Source organism: Streptomyces sp. NPDC005805 (assembly GCF_040630445.1).
Lineage (GTDB): Bacteria > Actinomycetota > Actinomycetes > Streptomycetales > Streptomycetaceae > Streptomyces.
Genome location: NZ_JBEXXN010000016.1, coordinates 96,709 through 116,865, shown reverse-complemented (window position 1 = coordinate 116,865; position 20,157 = coordinate 96,709). Strand labels below are relative to the sequence as shown.

Sequence of the window (20,157 nt, the reverse complement as noted above, 5' to 3'; positions counted from 1 at the left end):
GACGGGGCCCTTCGCGCTGCCGTCGCCTGGATAGGGTGGAGACCTCTTTCCCCGACGGCCCCCGGCCCCCGGACCCCCTGGAGCGGACCATGAACGCATCGACCCCGGACGGCGGCGACAGCGTGGCGGACCTCTCCTGGCCCGTCGTGCTGAACGCCCTCCTCGACAACCGCGACCAGAGCGCCGACGCGACCGCCTGGGCCATGGACCGCATCCTGCGGGGCGAGGCCAGCGACGCGCAGATCGCCGGATTCGCCACCGCCCTGCGCGCCAAGGGCGAGACGGTCCAGGAGATCACCGGCCTGGTGCGGACCATGTACGCGCACGCCAATCTGATCGACGTGCCCGGGGCCACCGTCGACATCGTCGGCACCGGCGGGGACGGCGCGAAGACGGTCAACATCTCCACCATGTCCGCGATCGTGGTGGCCGGCACCGGAGCCAAGGTGGTCAAGCACGGCAACCGGGCCGCCTCTTCCGCGAGCGGGGCCTCCGACGTGCTGGAGAAGCTGGGCGTCAACCTCGATCTCACCCCCCACCGGGTGGCGCAGGTCGCCGACGAGGCCGGGATCACCTTCTGCTTCGCGGTGAAGTTCCACCCCGCCCTGCGGCATGTCGCCACCGCCCGCAAGGAGCTGGGCATCCGCACGGTCTTCAACTTCCTCGGCCCGCTCACCAACCCGGCCCGGGTGCGGGCCCAGGCCACCGGTGTCGCCGACGCCCGGATGGCGCCGATCCTCGCCGGGGTCCTCGCCGAACGCGGCTCCTCCGCGCTCGTCTTCCGCGGCGACGACGGACTGGACGAGCTGACCACCACCGCCACCTCCAAGGTGTGGGTGGTCCGGGACGGGGCCGTGCGCGAGGAGACCTTCGACCCCCGGGACATCGGCATCGAGCTGGTGCCCGTGGAGGCGCTGCGCGGCGCCGACGCGTCCTACAACGCGGATGTGGCCCGCCGGCTGCTGGGCGGCGAGACCGGGCCGGTGCGCGAGGCGGTGCTGCTCAACTCCGCGGCGGCCCTGGCCGCTCTGGAGCCCACGGACGGCAGTCTGAACGAGCAGCTCGCGGCCGGTGTCGCACGGGCCGCGCAGTCCATCGACTCGGGCGCGGCGCGGGCGGCCCTGGAGCGCTGGGTGGCGCTGAGCAACGCGTAGGCGCGGCGCGGCCGTTGGGCCGTGACCGGGAGCGGTACGGGGAGCGGGGTCCGGATGCTGGACCCCGCTCTTGCGTTGTGGGCGGTCTGTGGCAGGATGCTTGCCAAGGTCATGAGTGACAGCGACTACGGCCCCGGCCCGCTGTCCGGCAACCCTCCGTCCGTGGCGGGGTGCCCCGGGTGAAGACCAGGCCGCAGGCAGCGAGGTCTGCGGCAAGCGCGGACCCCTCACGGCTCTGGGGTCCTGGTCCCGAGGAGCTGTCCCGTGCGCCCTGACGCCACCGCCGCCGTTTCGACCGTCGCCCCCGCCGCCTCCGCCGTTGTGCCCGCGCCCGCCGCCGCCACCGACGCCGAGCCCTGCTGCGCGGCCCCGCTGCCCGTCCTCGGCGGGGACGTCACCGTCCCGCTGGTGACCGGCGGCGAGGTCGCCTACGCGGCCCTGGACTACGCGGCCAGCGCCCCCGCCCTCCAGCGCGTCTGGGACGACGTCGCCGCGTACGCCCCCTACTACGGCAGCGTCCACCGGGGCGCCGGATACCTCTCGCAGCTCTCCACCGAGCTGTTCGAGACCAGCCGCACCACGGTCGCCGAGTTCCTCGACTGCCGGGAGGACGACCAGGTCGTCTTCACCCGCTCCACCACCGACTCCCTCAACCTCCTCGCCGGGGCCCTGCCCGCCGACTGCCAGGTCTTCGTCTTCGAGACCGAGCACCACGCCTCCCTGCTGCCGTGGCGGGACGCCCGGGTGACCTTCCTGGACGCGCCCCGCACCCCCGGCGAGGCCGTGCGGACCCTGGAGCACGCCCTCGCCGACCGCGACCCCTACGGCCCGGCGCTGGTCTGCGTCACCGGGGCGTCCAACGTCACCGGTGAGCTGTGGCCGGTGAAGGAGCTGGCCGCCGCCGCCCATGCGCACGGCTCCCGGATCGTCCTGGACGCGGCCCAGCTCGCGCCCCACCACCCGGTGTCGGTCCGCGAACTGGACGTGGACTGGGTCGCGTTCTCCGGGCACAAGCTGTACGCGCCCTTCGGCTCCGGTGTCCTCGCCGGGCGCTCCGACTGGCTGCGGGAGGCGGAGCCGTACCTCGCGGGCGGTGGCGCCTCGCGCACGGTGTCCCGGCGGGAGGACGGCGGGGTGGACGTCGAGTGGCACACCACCGCCGCCCGCCACGAGGCCGGTTCGCCCAATGTCATCGGCGTCTACGCGATCGCCTCCGCCTGCAAGGCCCTCACCGAGGCCGGGTTCGACACCCTGGTGGAGCGGGAGCGGCACCTGATCGACACCGTGCGGGCCGGGCTCGCCGAGGTGCCCGAGGTGCGGGTGCTCTCCCTCTTCGGGGACGACGCGCCCCGGGTCGGTGTGATCTCCTTCGTCGTCGACGGCTGGAACAGCTCCCACTTCGCGGCCGCGCTCTCCGCCGAGTACGGGATCGGGGTGCGGGACGGGCTGTTCTGCGCGCACCCCCTGGTGCGCACCCTGCTCGGCGGCGAGCCCGGGGACACCGGCGAGTGCGGCGCCCCCGAGGCCGCGCCCGGAGAACGGTCCCTGAACGCGATCCGGGTGAGCTTCGGGGCGGGCACGCCCGACGAGCATGTGCGGCGCTTCGTCGCGGCGGTCAAGGAGCTGGTGCGCGACGGCGCCCGCTGGCGGTACCGGACCGAGGACGGGCGCTGCGTGCCGGACCGCGGCTGAGCGCCCGGCGCGAGCGGGGCGCGCCGGTTCAGGCGGCCAGGCGGGTGCCCACCAGGACCATGCGCAGGGCCCGTTCGGCCGCGTCCGCCAGGAACTCGGCCGCGCGGTGCAGGGCTTCGGGGAGGGCGACGGGGGCGGGGACGATCGACCCGTACGCGTCGACCCCCGCCGCCGTCACCGCCCGCACCCCGTGGCCGAGGGTGCCCGCCAGGGCGAGCACCGGGACGCCGGCCGCGCGGGCGCGGGAGGCGACCTCGGCGGGGATCTTGCCGCGCACGGTCTGGCCGTCCAGTGAGCCCTCCGCCGTGATCACCAGGTCGGCGCGGGCGAGGCGGGCGTCCAGGTCGACGTGGTCCAGCAGGACGTCGAACCGGGGCAGCAGCCGGGCCCCGAGGGCCGCCAGGCCCGCGCCCAGGCCGCCCGAGGCGCCCGTGCCCGGGGCGGTCCGCAGATCGACCGGGACCGGGAGGGCGGCGGAGAGCACGGCCGCCCACCGCTCCAGCGCGGCCGACAACTCCTCGACCCCGGCGGGCGTGGCGCCCTTCTGCGGGCCGAAGACCCGGGCGACGCCCCGCTCCCCGCAGAGCACGTTGTAGGGGTTGCAGGCCACCAGGACTTCGGTGCGGGCGAGGCGCGGGTCCAGGCCGGTGCTGTCGATCCGGTCGAGGCGGGCCAACGCGGCCCCGCCGGGCGGGAGTTCGCGCCCGTCCGCGTCCAGGAGCCGGGCGCCGAGGGCGGTGAGGGCGCCCGCGCCGCCGTCCGAGGTGCCCGAGTCGCCGCAGCCGACCAGGATACGGCGGGCCCCCGAGTCCAGGGCCGCGCGCAGGAGTTCGCCCACCCCGCGGGTGGTGGTGGCGCCCGGGTCGCGCCGGTCCGGGGGCACCAGGGCCAGCCCGGCGACGGCCGCCATCTCGACCACGGCCGTGCCCGTGCCGTCGCCGAGCAGCGCGAAGTGGCTCGCGACGGGCGCGCCGACCGGGCCGGTGGCCGTGTGCGGCACCAGCCGGCCGCCGGTCGCGGCGGCGAGGGCAGCGGCGGTGCCCTCGCCCCCGTCCACCAGCGGGATCAGATCGAGTCCGGCCTCCGGGGCGGCCCTGCGGACCCCCTCGGCGATGGCGGCGGCGGCCTCGGCGGCGCTCAGGGACTCCTTGAAGCCACTGGGCGCGACCGCGATCCGCAGCCGGGCCGAGCGGCCCCCGGCAGGCGGCGCGGAGTGTGGGCCGGGAACGGTCGCGGGCGGTGCGGCGGACAGCGGGTCATGGCTCATGGCTGGGTCTCCAGAAGGACGGGCACGCCGAGCAGCGGCCAGACGGCGAGGGCGAACAGCAGCACCACGGCGGCGCTGAGCGGGGCGAGCACGGCGGAGAGCCGCAGCAGGTCCCGGGGAGTGAAGGTGGGCACGCCGTCCGGCGGGTCGGCGAACATCGCGACCGGCTTGGCGGACGCGGGCAGGGTGTGGCAGAAGCCGGCCGCCGCGGTGGACGCCAGGGCGGCGGCGACCGGGTTGACCCCGGCGCCCACCGCCGCCGCGACCACCAGCGGCACCAGGACCGAGGAGCGGGCCGAACGGGACTGGAGGACCAGATGCGCGGCCGTGCTCACGGCCACGATCACGGTGAGGAAGAGCCACGGCGGCAGCCCCTCCGGCAGGCCGCTCACCAGGGCGCCCGCCGCCCCCGAGTCGGCGAGGGCCACCCCCATCGCGGTCGTCGCGGCCATGAACAGCAGCAGCGGCCAGGGCACCGTGCGCAGCCCGTCCTTCAGCCGCACCGTCCCGAGGGCGGGCGAGGCGGCCACCACCGCCCCGATCAGGGCCACGACCGCGGGCGGCACCCCGTGCAGCGGCTCGCCGCACCACAGGGCGACCACCGTGCCCAGCAGCACCGTGCACCGGGCCTCCTGGGTGGTCAGCGGCCCGGACACCGGGGTGGGGGAGTGCTCCTGGAGCTGCTCGGCGGTGATCCGCACCGGGCCGCGCCGCTCGGCCCGGGAGGTGGTCGTCCACAGCACCACCTCGGCGGCGAGGTGCGAGGAGACCACCGCCAGCGGCAGCCCGAGGAGCAGCCACTCGACGAAGCCGAGCCGCTCACCGGTGTGCTCCCACAGGACGTTGACGGTGATCAGATGCGCGCCCGCCCCGATCAGGGTGGCGACGGCGGAGAGCAGGACCACCGTCGGGAACAGCAGGGCCAGCATCACCACCAGCCGCCGCCGGTCCGCCAGCGCCTTGGCGAGGGCCAGGAACACCGGCAGGGCGAGGGCCGCCCGGCCCGAGGTGGCGGGCACCGCGAAGGAGGTGACCACCAGGGCGGCCGTGCTCAGGTGCGTCAACTGCCGCACCGAGCGCGCCCCGCTGACCAGGAAGGCGGCGGCCCGGCCCGCCAGACCGGTCCGGGCGACGGCGGCCGCGAGGACGAAGGCGCAGATCAGCAGCCATATCGTCTCGTCGCGAGGGTGGCGAACAGGGTGTCCGCGCTGATCACCCCGGTCGCGGTGAGGACCAGGCCGGCCCCGAGCGCCACATAGGTGTCGTCCACCGGCGCGGCGATCCAGGCGCAGGTGGCGAGGGCGAACACGGCGAGGGTGATCCGCGCGTCGCCGCCGAGGGACGGGAGGACGGTGGGGACGGCGAGCACCGCGCAGACGCTGAGCGCCGCGCAGAGCCAGCCGGCCTGACGGAGGGAGAGGGTCACGAGGACGAGTCTGGGAGCCGGCCGTGAGCCGCCGATGAGCCGTCGATGAAGGGAACTTCACCCGCGCCGCCGGGCCGGGGCCCGCCCGTGCGGGGCCGCTCGCGCCCGCCCGCCCGCACCCCCGCCTACGGCATCCGATAGCCCATGCCCCGGACCGTCTGGAGCCGTTCCGCGCCCAGCTTCTTGCGCAGCGCCCGCACGTACACGTCCACGATGTTGGAGCCCGGGTCGAAGTCGTAGCCCCAGACGTGGGAGAGGATCTGCTCCCGGGAGAGGACCTGCCCGGGGTGGCGCAGGAACAGTTCGAGGAGGACGAACTCACGGGCCGTCAGGTCCACGGTCCGGTCGTCGGCCCGGGCCCGCCGGGTCCGCAGGTCCAGGCTGAGGTCCTTGCTGCGCAGCACGGTGACCTCGGGGGCGCGGGCCGCCGTGCGCAGCCGGAGGCGGACCCGGGCCAGCAGCTCCTCGAAGCGGAACGGCTTGGTCATCCAGTCGTCCGCGCCGCCCTCCAGCCCGGCGACGGTGTCCCGTACCGAGTCCCGGGCGGTGAGCACCACCACGGGCAGGGTCACCCGGGCCTCGCGCAGCTCCCGCAGCACGGTGAAGCCGTCCCGGCCCGGGAGGCCGATGTCCAGCAGCATCAGGTCGAAGCCGCCGGTCAACGCGTAGTCCAGGGCGGTGTCCCCGTCGCTCGCGACGGTGGTGGTGAAGCCGTTGGAGCGGAGGCCCTTCTCGACGAAGGAGGCGATCCGTTCCTCGTCCTCGGCGATCAGAATGCGGTTCACGAGGCGTCCTCCAGGACGAGTACGAACGAGGCCCCGCCGGTCGCCGGGCGGCGCAGCTCCACCCGGCCGCCCCGGTGCCCCTCGGCGATGGCCCGGACGATGGAGAGGCCGAGTCCGGCCCCGCTGGTCCGGGCGCCCCGGCGGGCGGTGCCGCGCCGGAAGCGTTCGAAGATGACCTCGGCGTCCTGCTCCTGGACGCCCGGGCCACTGTCGGTGACGTACAGCTCGACGGCGCCGCCGGTCTCGCGGGAGCCGATCTCGATGCGCGCGCCGGGGACGGTGTGCTGGACGGCGTTCTGCGCCAGCTGCACCATCGCCTGGGTGATGCGCTGCGGGTCGAGGACGGCCTCCCGGTCGGCGACCCTGCCGAGCACCCAGTCCCGTTCGCCGAGCGCCCGCGCCTTCACGAAGACGTCCGCGGTCAGTTCACCGAGCTGGACCGGTTCCGGGCGGACGAAGTCGGGGCGTTCGGCCTTGGCGAGGAGGAGCAGGTCCTCCACGATGCGGCTCATCCGGTCGAGTTCGTCGGTGACCAGGCGCACGGTCTCGCGCTGCTCGGCCGGGTCGTCTCCCATGACCTCCAGATGGCCGCGGACGATGGTGATGGGGGTGCGCAGTTCGTGCCCGGCGTCGTCGACGAACTGGCGCTGGCCGGCGAAGGCGCGCTCCAGCCGGTCGAGCATCGCGTTGAAGGTCTCGGCCAGCGCGGCGATGTCGTCCCGCCCCTGGACGGGGATGCGCCGGGTGAGGTCCTGTTCGGTGAGTTTCTCGGCGGTGGCGCGGACGACGCGGACGGGCGCGAGGATGCGCCCGGCGACCACCCAGCCGATGCCGGTGGTGAGCAGCAGGGCGACCCCGGAGATGACCAGCAGGGTGCGGAAGGCGTCGTCGGCGAGGGCCTTCTCGCCGTCCGCGTGGAAGGCGACGACGAAGGCGGCGGGGCGGCCGCTGCCGGGGGAGTCGATGGGCACCTTCGCCCAGCGCACCTCGCCCGCCGGGCGGCTGAGCACCCCGGAGGCCGCGTCGGAGTCCAGGATCGCGGAGAGGGAGGCGCGGTCGGGGTGCAGGGCGACGGCGGAGCGGATCTCGCGGGACTGGCGGACCACCTGGAGGCCGCCGCGCTCCGGGCGGATCAGGCCGAGCAGTTCCTCGTCGGGGTCGGAGTACTGGCGCTGGAGGAAGACCCGCAGCAGGGTGTCCGGGTCGGTGAAGGTACGGCCGGTGTTCGGGTCGACGCCCTGCGGGACGAAGTTGCCGAACTCCTGGGTCTCCTGCGTCAGCAGCTGGTTGATCCGGTGGTCGATGTCCCGCAGCAGCAGGGACCGGGTGGTGGTGGCGACCGCGGCGAGGGCGACCGCCATCATCAGCAGCAGCCAGAGCAGGATGCGGACCCGCGCGGAGATCCGGCGGTCGCGTCGCGCCGTCGGCGTCCGGTCAGTTGTCGTCACCGGCGTCGTCACCGAGGTCGTCGTCATCGTCGTCGTCGGTCGCGGACGGGCCGGGCACCACCGCGTCCCCGGTCGGCGCCTGCGAGGGGCCGTTGTCCGAGGGTCCCGTGCCGGAGGGGGACGGCGCGGGGGAGCTCTCCTGTCCCGGGCCGTCGGCCGGGGGCGAGGCCGGGCGCGGGGTGGTGTCCAGCTCGACGGCGGGCGGCACCCGGGGCGACGCCGGGTCGTCGGCGAGGGCGTAGCTGGTGGCCGCGATGCCGAGCGGGATGGCGACGACGGCGGCGAGTGTCGCCATGCGGTGGGTGAAAGCCATGCCCGTCATCCTCCGGGGCGCGCGGGAGGGCGAGATGAGACGGAGATGAGGATTCCTTCATCCGCGCCGGACGACCATGCCCGGCGCCCCCTCCGCGAGCCGGGGCGGTCAGGCGTCCAGGCCGATGGCGAACGCCGCCTCCAGGTCGTGCTGCGAGTACGTACGGAAGGCGACGTGCGTGTCCGTGCCCTCCACCCCGGGGATCTTGCTGATGCGGCCGGGGATCACGTCCGCCAGGTCGTCGTGCTTCGCGACCCGCACCATGGCGATCAGGTCGTAGGTCCCGGTCACCGAGAAGACCTCGCTGACGCTGTCCAGCGCGGCGATCGACTCGGCGATCTCGGGGATGCGGTCCACGCTGGTCTTGATGAGCACGATCGCGGTGATCACGGCTTGCTGTCTCCCTCGCTGGCCGCTGCTGTTGCAGGTGCCCTCACTCTAGACCCACCCCGGTACCGCACCCAGGCGTAGAGGAACCCGGCCGTGAACCCCGCCAGGTGGGCCAGGTAGGCCACCCCCGGGCCGCTGCCCGCGTGGTGCGCGGCCACCCACTGGAGGACGAACCAGAAGACCAGCACCGCCCAGGCGGGGAAGCGCAGCGGGAGGAAGAAGAGGAAGGGGAAGAGGCTGGTGACCCGGGCCCGCGGGAAGAGCCGGAGGAACGCGCCGAGCACCGCCGAGATCGCCCCGGACGCCCCCACCAGCGTCTGGGCGGAGTCCGCGTTGGCCACCGCGTACGCCAGCAGCGCCACATAGCCCGTGGCCAGGTAGAAGACCGCGAAGGCGAACCGGCCCATGCGCTCCTCGGTCATCGCGCCGAAGACATAGAGGAAGAGCATGTTGCCGAGCAGGTGCAGCCAGCTCCCGTGCACGAACAGGGCGGTGAGCGGGGTCAGCAGGGCGCCCGGGGTGCCGGACATCAGTTCGGCGGGGATCACTCCCCAGCGTTCGAAGTACGCCGCCTGCGCGGAGAGCACCTGGTCCCCGACGCCGTACCCCGGGTTCAGCCCGGAGACCGGGCTGATCAGGAAGAGCAGGCAGCACAGCGCGATCAGGGCGTACGTCACCGCCGGGCCCCGCGCGGCGCCGCGCACCGCCCTCCTGGCCAGGTCCCGTCGACTGATCATGGACAGAGCATCGCGCAGCGGACCGGGGCGGGCGGGGAACGCCTCGCCGTGACCGCGGGCACCGGCGAGGCCGTAGGGTTGCACGCAGTACATCCGCAGTTCGACGGCGCACCGCGGGTACCCGCATCCGCACGACGAAAAGGACGGCACGATGACGACGGTTCCCTCGCCGACCGCCGAGACCAGGTGGCGCTGCACCCTCTGCGGCAACCTCACGCGCTTCGACGTGACCCGCTCGTCGAAGGTCGTCGAGTACGTCCATCTGGATCTCGCCGGGGAGCCGACCGTCGAGGAGCGCCACGTGGTGAGTGAGACCATCGAGTCGGTCCGCTGCCGCTGGTGCAACGCGGTGGACCAGATCGAACTGGTGGACAGGCCCGGCGCCGCCTCCTGACAGGAGCGGCCCGCGACGGTGGTAGGGGTGACGGATCGTGGAGCAGCCTGGAGGCGGCGCTGAGGCGGCCGGTGCGGCCGCAGGCGCCGAGGCGCTCGACCGGCCGCTGCCCGACGGCGTACGGCGCAGGGTCGTGGCCCTGGTCTCGGACGCGTTCGGCGGCCTGACCGTCTCCGAACTTCCGCCCCAGTTGCGGCAGTACGCCCGTTTCACCCCCACCCGCCGGGCCCGGTTCGCGGGCAACGCGATGGCCGCCGCGCTCGACGGCGACCCGGTCTTCCGGCAGCGGATCGCCGAACGCCTCGCCAAGGGGCAGCCGGAACTCGCCGCCGCCCTGGAGGCCGGGGCCGCCCCCGCGGCGGCCGACCCGGTGGACGTGGCGGCCGCCGCGTACGTCCTGCGCCCCACCGGGTGGGTGAAGCTGGTGGCCGCCGCCGGCGAGGAGGTCGAACGGGCCGACGCCGAGCGCGCCGACGAGGAGGGCCGCCGGGAACTGGAGCGGCTGCGCGCCGAGCTGGCCGAGGCCCGCGGGCAGATCAAGGCGGAGACCGAACGGCTGCGCACCGAGCTGGAGGCCGCCCGCAAGGAGGGCGAGTCCCTCGCCCGCAAACTGCGCAGCGCCCAGGCGGACGTGAAGCGGGGCGAGGCCGCGCTGCGCCGGGCCGCCGCCGACGCGGACGCGGTCCGCGCCCAGGCCGCCGCCCAGGTGTCGGCCGCCGAGAGCGAGACCCGGCGGCTCAAGGCGCGCCTCGGCGAGGCCGAGGCGGCGGTGGAGGCGAGCCGCCGGGCGGCCCGCGAGGGGCGCTCGGTGGAGGACATGCGGCTGCGGCTGCTGCTGGACACCGTGCTGGACGCGGCCCAGGGCCTGCGCCGCGAACTCGCCCTGCCGCCCGCCGGTACGCACCCCGCGGACACCGTGGACGCGGTGGAGCCGGGGCGGATGTCCCCGAAGGACATCGCGGCCCGGGCCCTCTCCGAGACCGACCCGGCCCTGCTGGACCAGCTCCTCGAACTGCCCCAGTCCCATCTGGTCGTCGACGGCTACAACGTCACCAAGACCGGCTATCCGACGATGCCCCTGGAGAAGCAGCGGCTGCGGCTGCTGGGCGGTCTCTCGGTGCTGGCCGCGCAGACCGGCGCGGAGGTCACCTGCGTCTTCGACGGCGCCGAACTGGCCGCCCCGGTCCTGCTCGCGCCGCCGCGCGGGGTGCGGGTCCTCTTCTCCAAGCCGGGCGTCACCGCGGACGAGCTGATCCGCCAGCTGGTGCGGGCCGAACCGCCGGGCCGGCCGGTGGTGGTCGTGTCCACGGACCGCGAGGTCGCCGACGGGGTGGCGCGGGCCGGGGCCCGCCCGGTCGCGTCCGCGATGCTCCTGAAGAGGCTTTCGCGCGTCTCGTAACTCCCGTCCCTCATGTCCGGATTGAGGGGAGAGGGGTGGGACGGTGCGTCAAGTGGCCATTACTACGCGTGTGATGTGAGTAAAGAATGTGCTTCACCCGTGAGATTTTTCCGATCAGGATTTGAACTGATCACAGCTGGGTCACTAGGGTCTGGCCTCGAACCTTCGCGCGGTTGATCACCCAGCCGGGGTGGCAGCGAAGGAACCGCCGAGTCCGTGCAGTTCGACCCCGTTTCCCCCGGGGCGCCGACGTGCGGACGCCGGGGTTTTCGCCCCACAGCCCGGTAGGCGGCTCGAGGAAGAAGGAGCTCGCCTTCGTGGCGTCCCACCGTCGTCCCAAGCAGCCGAGCCGCGCCCGTGTGACCGTGCTCACCGCGACCGCCGCCGCGGCCGTCGCCCTGACCGCCCAGACCGCGCAGGCCGACCCGAAGCCGAGCAAGAGCGAGGTCAAGGAGAAGGTCGACAAGCTCTACCAGGAGGCGGAGCAGGCGACCGAGAAGTACAACGGCGCCAAGGAGAAGCAGGACAAGCTCGACGACCAGATCGACGCCCTCCAGGACAAGGTGGCGCGCGGTCAGGATGAGCTCAACACCCTGCGGGACGGCCTCGGTTCGGTCGCCAGCGCGCAGTACCGCTCGGGCGGCATCGACCCCTCCGTGCAGCTCTTCCTCTCCGGCGACCCGGACACCTACCTCGACAAGGCGTCCGCGCTGGACCAGCTCGGCGCCAAGCAGACCGAGGCGATCCAGGAGATCCAGGCCAAGCAGCGCACCCTCGCGCAGCAGCGCAAGGAGGCCCAGGGCAAGCTCAAGGACCTCGACGAGGCCCGCTCCGAGCTCGGCAAGAAGAAGAAGGAGGTCCAGGGCAAGCTCGCGCAGGCGCAGAAGCTCCTGAACTCCCTGACCGCCGCCGAGCGCGCCTCCCTCGCCGCCGACGAGTCCCGCGCCAACCGCGCCAGCGCCCGCGCCGACCTCGGCCCGTCCGTCCCGGCCTCCCAGCGCGCCTCCGCCGCGTTCGCCGCCGCCCAGTCCAAGATCGGCGTGCCCTACGTCTACGGCGCCAGCGGCCCCAACTCCTTCGACTGCTCGGGCCTCACCTCCTGGGCCTTCGCCCAGGCCGGCGTCTCCATTCCGCGCACCTCGCAGGCGCAGGCCAACGCCGGCCAGCGGATCTACTCCCAGAGCCAGCTCAAGCAGGGCGACCTGGTCATCTTCTACGGCGACCTGCACCACGTCGGCTTCTACGCGGGCAACGGCCAGATCCTGCACTCCCCGCGCACCGGCGCCAATGTGCGCTACGAGTCGATCAACAACATGCCCTTCCAGTTCGGCGTGCGCATCTGACGGATCGTTCGGGACGGGCTCACACCCGTCCGAACGGGGGAAATCCGTCCCGCCCCGCTGACGCTCCGCCCCGCCGGTGACCTGTGGTCTCCGGCGGGGCGTCACTGTGTGTGCGCACGGCGGTCGTTGGTCGGCGCCCGAGGGCACCGCTACTGTCTGCCGCGCAACATCACCATCTCGTCCGCGTCCTGCGACGCGTGCGGAAGGGAGCGCGGCCCGTGGTGTCCCACCGCCGACCCTCACAGACCGGCCTCGCCTCCGGCGCCCGTGCCACCGTGCTGACCGCCGCGGCGGCGACGGCTGCCGCGGCGCTCGGCACGGCGCCCGCCGTCGCCGAACCGGGCGACCGGGCCACGGCCACCCGCGCGGACGTGGACCGCCTGCACACCGAGGCCGAGCGGGCCACCGAGCGGTTCAACGCCGCCGGGGAGCGGGCCGACCGGCTGCGGGAGCGGGTCGCCGACGCGCAGGACCGGGTCGCCCGCGGGCAGGAGCGCATCAACGAGCTGCGGGACGCGCTCGGTTCGGTGGCCGGGGCGCAGTACCGCTCGGGCGGTGTCGACCCCGGCCTCGCGCTCTTCCTCTCCGCCGACCCGGACAGCTATCTGGACCGCGCCTCGGTCCTCGGCCGGGTCGGGGAACGCCAGTCGGGCGCCCTGGCCGCGCTCCGGAGCGAGCAGCGCGACCTGGCCCAGGAGCGGGCCGAGGTCTCCCGCGACCTGACCGAACTGGAGCGCAGCCGGGCCGCGGTGGCCCGGCACAAGCGCACCGTCGAAGGCAAGCTGGCCGAGGCCCGCCGGCTGCTGAACCGCCTCCCGGACGAGGAGCGCGCCGCACACGACCGGGCCTCCCGCTCCGGCCGGGACGGCGCCGTGCCGGCGGGCCTGCTCACGGCGGCCGGCTCCCGGCACGCCTCCGCCGCGGCGGCGGCCGCGCAGGGAGCCGTCGGGCGGCCGTACGTCTGGGGCGCCAACGGCCCCTCGGGCTTCGACTGCTCGGGCCTGGTGCAGTGGTCCTACGCGCAGGCGGGCGTCTCCCTGCCCCGCACCTCCCAGGCCCAGGCGAACGCGGGCCGCCGCGTCTCCCTGGCGGAGGCCCGCCCCGGCGACATCGTCACCTACCGCAGCGACGCCAGCCATGTCGCGATGTACATGGGCAACGGCCAGGTCGTCCACGCCCCCTACCCGGGGGCGGCGGTGCGCTACGACCCGGTGGGCATGATGCCGATCCACGCGGTCACCCGCGTCTGACGGGCCCGGGCCCCGTGCGGGCCCGGGCCCCGTGCGGGCCCGGGCCCGGGCGAGGGGACCACGGCCCGGGCCCGCCCGCCTGCGCGCCACGGCTCGGCCGCGCTTCCGGGCGCGTGCGGTCCTGGCCCGACAGGGCCGTGGAACGGTCCCGGGGCCCGGCGGGCCCCGGGCGCCGGCACGGGACTGCGGCAGGGGCCCGCCCGCGTCCCCCGGCTCGACCGGGCGGCCGTGGACCCGCTGCGGCCGGACCGCGTGCCCGGGTCCGGGCTGGACCCGTCGCGGCCGGGCGGGCCCGGCGCCCGTGAGGGCACTACGGCCCGGGCCTGCCTGTGCGCCGGGGTTCGCTGCGCTTCCGGGCGGACCGCGTGCCTGTCGCGGCCGGACCGGGCGGGCCCGCGGACCTGTCGTTGTCGTGCCGGCGCACGGGTGGACCGCGTGCCCGGCGCCCGTGAGGGGACTACGGCCTGCGGCCTGCCTGCGCGCCACGGCTCGGCTGTGCCTCCGGGCGCGTGCCGGTCCTGGCCCGACAGGGCCGTGGAAGGTCCCGGGGTCGTGCGGGCCCCGGGCGCGCCGGCACGGGACTGCGGCGCGGGCCCGCCCGCGTCCCCCGGCCCGATCGGGCGGCCGTGGACCCGCTGCGGCCGGATCGGGACCGGTCCAGCCCGGTCCGTGGCGGACCCGGCCCGGGCCCGCCCGCGCCCCCGGTCCCGGCCGGCCGGGACCCGGCGCGGGTCGGATCCGGTCCTCGGGGCGGCCCCGACGCGCCGTGTTCCGTACGATCGGCAGGGTGGCAGGTCAGGGGCGCACGGCAGTGGCGCGGCGGACGGCCGGGCTCGGGCTCGCCGGTCTGCTGCTGCTGCTGTCCGGCTGCACCGGCGCGGAGGAGCCGCCGCTCGATCCGACCGCCGAGGAGATCCAGGACACCCTGGACGACCGGGCCACCGCCGTCCTCGGGCAGGACCGGGCGGGCTGGCTGGCCGCCCTCGACCCCGCCGAGGGCGCCCTGCGCACGGCCCAGGGCGAGGAGTTCGACAACCTCGCCGGCGTCCCCCTCGAATCCTGGGAGTACCACGTCACCGGCGTGCGCCACCAGGGCGGCCGGGCCGTCGCCGACACCGAGCTGCGCTACCGCATCGAGGGCTACGACAGCGCGCCCGTCAGCTCCTCCCGCGTCATCGAACTGGCCGAGCGCGGCGGCCGCTGGTACGTGACCGCCGAGCGGCCCGGCACCGGCGCGCCCCAGGAGCTGTGGCAGCAGGGCGCGGTCCGGGCGGTGCGGGGCGAGCACAGCCTCGTCCTCGGGGTCGGCCGGGAGGAGAGCGAACTGCGGGAGCTGGCCGCCGCCACCGACCGGGCGGTGCCCACCGTGCGGGCCGGCTGGCCCGGCGAGTGGGCGGGCCGGGTCGTCGTCCTCGTCCCCTCGTCCGTGGAGTCCATGGGCCGCCTGCTCGGCGCCCCCGCGGCCGGGTACCGGGGGATCGCCGCGGTCACCACCGGGGAGGCGGGCGGCGGGGAGGGCTCCCCGGCGGACCGGGTGATCGTCAACCCCCAGGCGTACGGCCTGCTCGGGGAGCTGGGCAAGGACGTGGTGCTGGCGCACGAGACCACCCATGTGGCCACCCGCGCCGACACCTCGGCCGCCACGCCCATGTGGCTCTCCGAGGGCTTCGCCGACTGGGTCGCGTACCGGGAGACCGGCCGCACGGACCCGGAGATCGCCCCCGAGCTGCGGGACGCCGTGCGCGCCGGGGAGCTGCCCGCCGCCCTCCCCGACGACGAGGACTTCGCCTTCGGCGGGGACGGGGACGCCCTGGCCCGGGCCTACGAGGGCGGCCGGCTGGCCTGCGCGCTCGTCGCCGAGCGCTGGGGCGAGGAGCGGCTGGTGGACTTCTACCGGGCGGTCGGCGCGGGCGCGCACCGGGACGGCTCCGTGGAGCACGCGCTCGCGCAGGTCCTGGGCACCACCGCGGAGGAGTTCACCGCGGCGTGGCGGGACTATCTGCGCGAGCGTCTGGGCTGACCCCGCCCACCGGGGCCGACGCGTCCCCGGAGGAGGAGGCCGGGGCCGGCACCGTCGCCCGCCACAGCGCCCGGCAGGCGAGCAGCGCCGCCGCGGCCAGCAGCCCGTTGCGGACCACCAGCAGCGTGATCCCGAGCGGGTCGCTCGCCACCACATGGTCGAACCAGACCGGGAACTCCAGCCCGGTCACCGCCGTGGCCGCCGCCACCAGCAGCGCCGGACGCGCCATCCGGGTGCCCGGCCGGACCAGGCACACCGCGGCCAGTCCCACCAGCCACACCAGGTACTGCGGACTGATCACCCGGCTGGTCACCGTGAACAGCAGCACCGCCGTGAACGCCGCGTCCGCCGGGGTCCCCGGCCCCCAGGTACGGGCCCGCAGCCGCCAGGCCAGCAGCCACAGCCCGGCCGCCGCCGCCAGCGCCAGCGCGAGGGCGCTGACCAGCCCCACGTACGGGCCGATGAACTCGACCGAGCCGTAGTTCATCAGCACCTGCCCCTCCCAGCCCGCGTGCCGGGCGAGGTGGAAGACCAGGGCCCCGACCGACTCGATCTCGGTGCCCCGGTCCCGCTGGAAGGTCAGGAAGGCCAGGGCGCCCGGCATCGCCGCCGTCAGGACCGCCGTGAGCCCCACCGCCGTCACCCCGGCTGCCGTCCACGCCCGCCGGGTGGACCGCCCGCGCCCCGTGCCGAGCAGCACCAGCGCCGGCCACACCTTCAGCAGCGCCCCGAAGGCCGCCAGCGCGCCCGCCAGCCGGGGCCGCCGGGCCAGGGCGAGCAGGGCCGCGACGGCGACGGCGGTGACCATCAGGTCGTAGCGCGCGTACACCGTCGGCCCCAGCAGCGGCACCCCGGCGACCCACATCCAGGTCCCGCGCCGGCTCCGGCCGCGCCGCTCCGCGTACCGCAGCAGGGCCAGCACCAGCAGGTCGCAGAGGAGGACGAGGACGAAGAACGCCGCCGGGTAGTCCAGGCCGGGCAGCAGCGCGGGGGAGAGGATCGCGAGGGCGGCCCCGGGCGGGTACTGCCAGGTCACATCGGCCAGCGGGTAGGTGCCGGTGCGCAGCACCTCGTACCAGCCCCGGTAGATCACCTCGACGTCGCTGGTCACGTCCGGGCCGCGCAGGGTGACGGCCCCGAGGACCATGAGCAGCAGCAGGGCCCGCGTCGCCGCCCACACCGCTGCCGGAAGCGCGGTGCGGGCGAGGAGGGCGCCGCGCGGGGCGGTCTCCGGTGCCGTGGTGCCGGTACCCGTGCTGCCGGTCGCCATGGGTCAGCCCTCCGCCGGCCGCTGCCGACCTCGTCCGTTGTGCGCGTTCCGTGCGCGTTCCGTCTGCTTCGTCCCCCTGTGGTCGCCCATCATGCCGGGCAGGGCCCCACGGAGGGCGGAGGCGCCGTTCGGTACTGTCGGCGGCGATGCACAAGACCTTGATCGTGACGAACGACTTCCCGCCCCGCCCTGGCGGCATCCAGGCGTTCCTGCACAACATGGCGCTGCGCCTGGACCCCGAGCGGGTGGTCGCCTACGCCTCCACCTGGAAGCGCGGGCGCGAGGGCGCGGAGGCGACGGCGGCCTTCGACGCGGAGCAGCCGTTCACCGTGGTGCGCGACCGCACCACCATGCTGCTGCCCACCCCGCGGGTCACCCGCCGGGCCGTCTCGCTGCTGCGCGAGCACGGGTGCGAGTCGGTCTGGTTCGGCGCGGCGGCCCCCCTCGGGCTGATGGCCCCCGCCCTGCGGAAGGCGGGCGCGCGGCGGCTGGTCGCCACCACGCACGGGCACGAGGCCGGCTGGGCGCAGCTGCCCGCCTCCCGGCAGCTGCTGCGCCGGATCGGCGAGGGCACCGACACCATCACCTATCTGGGTGAGTACACCCGCTCCCGGATCGCCGCCGCCCTCACTCCCGGGGCCGCGGGGCGGATGGTCCAGCTCCCGCCCGGCGTCGACGAGAAGACCTTCCACCCGGGCTCCGGCGGCGACGAGGTCCGCGCCCGGCTCGGGCTGAGCGAGCGGCCCGTGGTCGTCTGCGTCTCCCGGCTGGTCCCGCGCAAGGGCCAGGACACCCTGATCCGCGCGATGCCCGCGGTCCTGGCCGCCGTGCCGGACGCGGTGCTGCTGATCGTGGGCGGCGGCCCGTACGAGCAGGAGCTGCACCGGCTCGCCGAGGAGACCGGCGTGGCCGGCTCGGTGCGCTTCACCGGCGCCGTGCCCTGGTCGGAGCTGCCCGCGCACTACGGGGCCGGTGATGTGTTCGCGATGCCGTGCCGGACCCGGCGGGGCGGGCTGGACGTCGAAGGGCTCGGCATCGTCTATCTGGAGGCGTCCGCCACCGGACTCCCGGTCGTCGCGGGCGACTCGGGCGGCGCGCCGGACGCGGTGCTCGACGGCGAGACCGGCTGGGTGGTGCGCGGCGGGGCCCCCGAGGAGTCGGCCGAGCGGATCGTCGCCCTCCTGAAGGACCCGGAACTGCGCCGCAGCATGGGCGAGCGGGGCCGCGCCTGGGTCGAGGAGCGCTGGCGCTGGGACCTGCTGGCCGAGCGCCTGAAGGAACTCCTGTAGCGCCGGTACGCGCGGGGGCGGGCCCGGTTCGCACCGGGCCCGCCCCCCTTTCGCGTCGTCGCCCGTGGCGCTCAGCCGCGGTAGATCGACTCGATCTCGTCCGCGAAGTCCTTCGCCACCACGTTCCGCTTCAGTTTCAGCGAGGGCGTGATGTGCCCGGCCTCCTCCGTGAACTGGGCCGACAGCACACGGAACTTGCGCACCGACTCGGCCTTGGAGACCGCCGCGTTGCCGTCGTCCACCGCCTTCTGGATCTCGGCCAGCAGCTCCGCGTCCTCCCGCAGGGAGGCCGCCGTGGACCCGGCGGGCTTGCCGTGGTCGGAGGCCCAGCGGGCGAGGAACTCCTCGTCCAGGGTGACCAGGGCGCCCACGAACGGGCGGCCGTCGCCGACCACCATGCACTCGGCGACCAGGGCGTGCCCGCGGATGCGGTCCTCGATCACGGCCGGGGCGACGTTCTTGCCGCCCGCGGTGACCAGGATCTCCTTCTTGCGGCCGGTGATGGCGAGATAGCCGTCCTCGTCGAGGGTGCCGATGTCGCCCGTGTGGAACCAGCCGTCCGCCAGCGCCTCCGCCGTCGCGGACTCGTTGTTCCAGTAGCCCGAGAAGATGTGCTCGCCGTGGAGCAGCACCTCGCCGTCGTCGGCGATCCGCACCACCGAACCGGGCAGCGGCTGGCCCACCGTGCCGATCTTCTGCCGGTCCCAGGGGTTGAACGCGGTGGCCGCGCAGGACTCGGTGAGGCCGTAGCCCTCCAGCACCGTGAAGCCGATGCCCCGGAAGAAGTGGCCCAGCCGCTCGCCGAGCGGGGCGCCGCCGGAGATGGCGTACTCGACCCGGCCGCCGAGGACCGCGCGCAGCTTGGAGTAGACCAGCTTGTCGAAGACCTTGTGCTTGAGCTTCAGCCCGATCGAGGGGCCGGACGGGGTCGCCAGGGCGCGGCTGTACGCGATCGCCGTCTGCGCCGCCCGGTCGAAGATCTTGCCCTTGCCGTCCGCCTGCGCCTTCGCACGCGCCGAGTTGTACACCTTCTCGAAGACGCGCGGGACGCCGAGGACCAGCGTGGGCCGGAAGGCGGCCAGCTCCTCGGTCAGGTTCTTGATGTCGGGGACGCAGCCGAGCTTGATGGGCGCCATCACGGAGGCGACCTCGACCAGCCGCCCGAAGACGTGCGCGGCCGGCAGGAAGAGCAGCACCGAGCACTCGCCCGTGCGGAACAGCGGCCGCAGCCGCTCCACCACGTTGCCGCACTCGGCGAAGAACGCCCGGTGGGTGAGCACACAGCCCTTGGGGCGGCCGGTGGTGCCCGAGGTGTAGACGATGGTCGCCGGGTCGTCCGCCTTCGCCGCCGCGCCCCGCTCGTCGACCGTGGCCTCGGAGACCTCCGCGCCCGCCGCGGTCAGTTCGTCGACCGCGCCCTTGTCGATCTGCCACAGGTGCCGCAGCTCCGGCAGGCCGGCCCGCACCGACTCGACGGCGGCGGTGTGCGTGTCGCCCTCGACGATCACGGCGACGGCGCCCGAGTCGCCGAGTATCCACTGGATCTGCTCGGGGGAGCTGGTCTCGTACACCGGCACGGTGACCGCGCCCGCGCTCCAGATCGCGAAGTCCAGCAGCACCCACTCGTAGCGGGTCCGCGAGATCAGGCCGATCCGGTCGCCCGGCTTGATCCCGGCGGCGATGAGCCCCTTGGCGGCGGCCCGCACCTCGGCGAGGAACTGCACGGCGTTGATGTCCGCCCACGCACCCGCGACCTTGCGGCTCATCACGGCAACGTCCGGATGCTGCGCGGCATTGCGGCGGATCAGATCCGTCAGATTGCCGTCCGCGGGGACCTCGTACAGGGCCGGAAGGCTGAACTCGCGCAAGGCTGCTGCTCCTCATCGGGCTCCGGCGCCACGGCTCTGTGTTGTGCGCCGGCTGCGGTCCAAGATCGGGCAGGTGCTCAGTGGGGGTGAGCACGACTGGACTGCCCGGACG

Annotated in this window: 16 protein-coding genes, 1 pseudogene and 1 riboswitch; of the genes and pseudogenes, 8 read left to right on the top strand and 9 right to left on the bottom strand. The window is 75.0% G+C overall.

Annotated elements, in window-relative coordinates:
* Positions 1-89 precede the first annotated feature (89 nt).
* A complete protein-coding gene (gene trpD / locus ABZ457_RS12145; protein ID WP_359156720.1) occupies positions 90-1,154 on the top strand; it encodes an anthranilate phosphoribosyltransferase in 1,065 nt (354 codons plus the stop codon).
* Between the two features lie 107 nt (positions 1,155-1,261).
* Positions 1,262-1,379, top strand: a riboswitch (SAM riboswitch).
* A 96-nt stretch (positions 1,380-1,475) separates the two neighbouring features.
* Positions 1,476-2,846, top strand: coding sequence for an aminotransferase class V-fold PLP-dependent enzyme (locus tag ABZ457_RS12140; protein ID WP_359156749.1), 1,371 nt, complete (start codon positions 1,476-1,478; stop codon positions 2,844-2,846).
* A gap of 28 nt (positions 2,847-2,874) precedes the next feature.
* On the opposite strand, the gene ABZ457_RS12135 is transcribed toward ABZ457_RS12140, so the two are convergent.
* From ABZ457_RS12135 to ABZ457_RS12105, 7 genes and pseudogenes are all read right to left on the bottom strand, one after another.
* A complete protein-coding gene (locus tag ABZ457_RS12135; protein ID WP_359156718.1) occupies positions 2,875-4,113 on the bottom strand; it encodes a glycerate kinase in 1,239 nt (412 codons plus the stop codon).
* A pseudogene (locus tag ABZ457_RS12130) lies at positions 4,110-5,539 on the bottom strand (SLC13 family permease). Before ABZ457_RS12130 ends, ABZ457_RS12135 begins: the two are co-directional and overlap by 4 nt.
* A 125-nt stretch (positions 5,540-5,664) precedes the next feature.
* Positions 5,665-6,324, bottom strand: coding sequence for a response regulator transcription factor (locus ABZ457_RS12125; RefSeq protein WP_359156716.1), 660 nt, complete (start codon positions 6,322-6,324; stop codon positions 5,665-5,667).
* Positions 6,321-7,799, bottom strand: a complete 1,479-nt coding sequence (locus tag ABZ457_RS12120) for an ATP-binding protein (protein ID WP_359156714.1) — start codon at positions 7,797-7,799, stop codon at positions 6,321-6,323. The genes ABZ457_RS12125 and ABZ457_RS12120 overlap by 4 nt, the downstream gene beginning before the upstream one ends.
* Positions 7,759-8,085, bottom strand: a complete 327-nt coding sequence (locus tag ABZ457_RS12115; RefSeq protein WP_359156712.1) for a small hydrophilic protein — start codon at positions 8,083-8,085, stop codon at positions 7,759-7,761. Before ABZ457_RS12115 ends, ABZ457_RS12120 begins: the two co-directional genes overlap by 41 nt.
* Positions 8,086-8,193: 108 nt before the next feature.
* Positions 8,194-8,475 carry an Lrp/AsnC ligand binding domain-containing protein gene (locus ABZ457_RS12110; RefSeq protein WP_005318592.1) on the bottom strand — a complete coding sequence of 94 codons (282 nt, stop codon included), beginning with the start codon at positions 8,473-8,475 and terminating at the stop codon, positions 8,194-8,196.
* A complete protein-coding gene (locus tag ABZ457_RS12105) occupies positions 8,472-9,212 on the bottom strand; it encodes a rhomboid family intramembrane serine protease (protein WP_359156709.1) in 741 nt (246 codons plus the stop codon). The genes ABZ457_RS12110 and ABZ457_RS12105 overlap by 4 nt, the downstream gene beginning before the upstream one ends.
* A 151-nt stretch (positions 9,213-9,363) precedes the next feature.
* Between ABZ457_RS12105 and ABZ457_RS12100 the strand changes: the two genes are divergently transcribed.
* From ABZ457_RS12100 to ABZ457_RS12080, 5 genes are all read left to right on the top strand, one after another.
* A complete protein-coding gene (locus tag ABZ457_RS12100; RefSeq protein ID WP_359156707.1) occupies positions 9,364-9,606 on the top strand; it encodes a hypothetical protein in 243 nt (80 codons plus the stop codon).
* 34 nt (positions 9,607-9,640) lie between these two features.
* A complete protein-coding gene (locus ABZ457_RS12095; RefSeq protein WP_359156747.1) occupies positions 9,641-11,005 on the top strand; it encodes an NYN domain-containing protein in 1,365 nt (454 codons plus the stop codon).
* A gap of 317 nt (positions 11,006-11,322) precedes the next feature.
* A complete protein-coding gene (locus ABZ457_RS12090; protein WP_359156705.1) occupies positions 11,323-12,348 on the top strand; it encodes an NlpC/P60 family protein in 1,026 nt (341 codons plus the stop codon).
* Between the two features lie 218 nt (positions 12,349-12,566).
* The gene (locus ABZ457_RS12085) at positions 12,567-13,598 is read left to right on the top strand and encodes an NlpC/P60 family protein (RefSeq protein ID WP_359156703.1); all 1,032 of its coding nucleotides are present in this window, start codon (positions 12,567-12,569) and stop codon (positions 13,596-13,598) included.
* 787 nt (positions 13,599-14,385) lie between these two features.
* Entirely contained in the window at positions 14,386-15,618 is a 1,233-nt protein-coding gene (locus ABZ457_RS12080) for a hypothetical protein (RefSeq protein ID WP_359156701.1), read from the top strand.
* Here ABZ457_RS12080 and ABZ457_RS12075 read toward each other — a convergent pair.
* Entirely contained in the window at positions 15,575-16,888 is a 1,314-nt protein-coding gene (locus ABZ457_RS12075; RefSeq protein ID WP_359156699.1) for a glycosyltransferase 87 family protein, read from the bottom strand. The two genes, ABZ457_RS12080 and ABZ457_RS12075, sit on opposite strands and share 44 nt — an antisense overlap.
* A 146-nt stretch (positions 16,889-17,034) precedes the next feature.
* Between ABZ457_RS12075 and ABZ457_RS12070 the strand changes: the two genes are divergently transcribed.
* Positions 17,035-18,177: a glycosyltransferase family 4 protein gene (locus ABZ457_RS12070; protein ID WP_359156697.1), complete on the top strand. Its 1,143-nt coding sequence runs from the start codon at positions 17,035-17,037 to the stop codon at positions 18,175-18,177.
* Positions 18,178-18,248: 71 nt separating this feature from the next.
* Here the strand turns inward: ABZ457_RS12070 and ABZ457_RS12065 are convergent, their stop codons facing one another.
* Positions 18,249-20,045 carry an AMP-binding protein gene (locus tag ABZ457_RS12065; protein ID WP_359156695.1) on the bottom strand — a complete coding sequence of 599 codons (1,797 nt, stop codon included), beginning with the start codon at positions 20,043-20,045 and terminating at the stop codon, positions 18,249-18,251.
* Between the last annotated feature and the right edge of the window lie 112 nt (positions 20,046-20,157).

What these genes read in the sequence shown, in the direction of transcription:
- trpD (WP_359156720.1), top strand. Translation starts at nt 90, where the DNA reads ATGAACGCATCGACCCCGGACGGCGGCGACAGCGTGGCGGACCTCTCC.
- ABZ457_RS12135 (WP_359156718.1), bottom strand. Translation starts at nt 4,113, where the DNA reads ATGAGCCATGACCCGCTGTCCGCCGCACCGCCCGCGACCGTTCCCGGC.
- ABZ457_RS12120 (WP_359156714.1), bottom strand. Translation starts at nt 7,799, where the DNA reads ATGACGACGACCTCGGTGACGACGCCGGTGACGACAACTGACCGGACG.
- ABZ457_RS12115 (WP_359156712.1), bottom strand. Translation starts at nt 8,085, where the DNA reads ATGGCTTTCACCCACCGCATGGCGACACTCGCCGCCGTCGTCGCCATC.
- ABZ457_RS12105 (WP_359156709.1), bottom strand. Translation starts at nt 9,212, where the DNA reads ATGATCAGTCGACGGGACCTGGCCAGGAGGGCGGTGCGCGGCGCCGCG.
- ABZ457_RS12100 (WP_359156707.1), top strand. Translation starts at nt 9,364, where the DNA reads ATGACGACGGTTCCCTCGCCGACCGCCGAGACCAGGTGGCGCTGCACC.
- ABZ457_RS12075 (WP_359156699.1), bottom strand. Translation starts at nt 16,888, where the DNA reads ATGGCGACCGGCAGCACGGGTACCGGCACCACGGCACCGGAGACCGCC.
- ABZ457_RS12070 (WP_359156697.1), top strand. Translation starts at nt 17,035, where the DNA reads ATGCACAAGACCTTGATCGTGACGAACGACTTCCCGCCCCGCCCTGGC.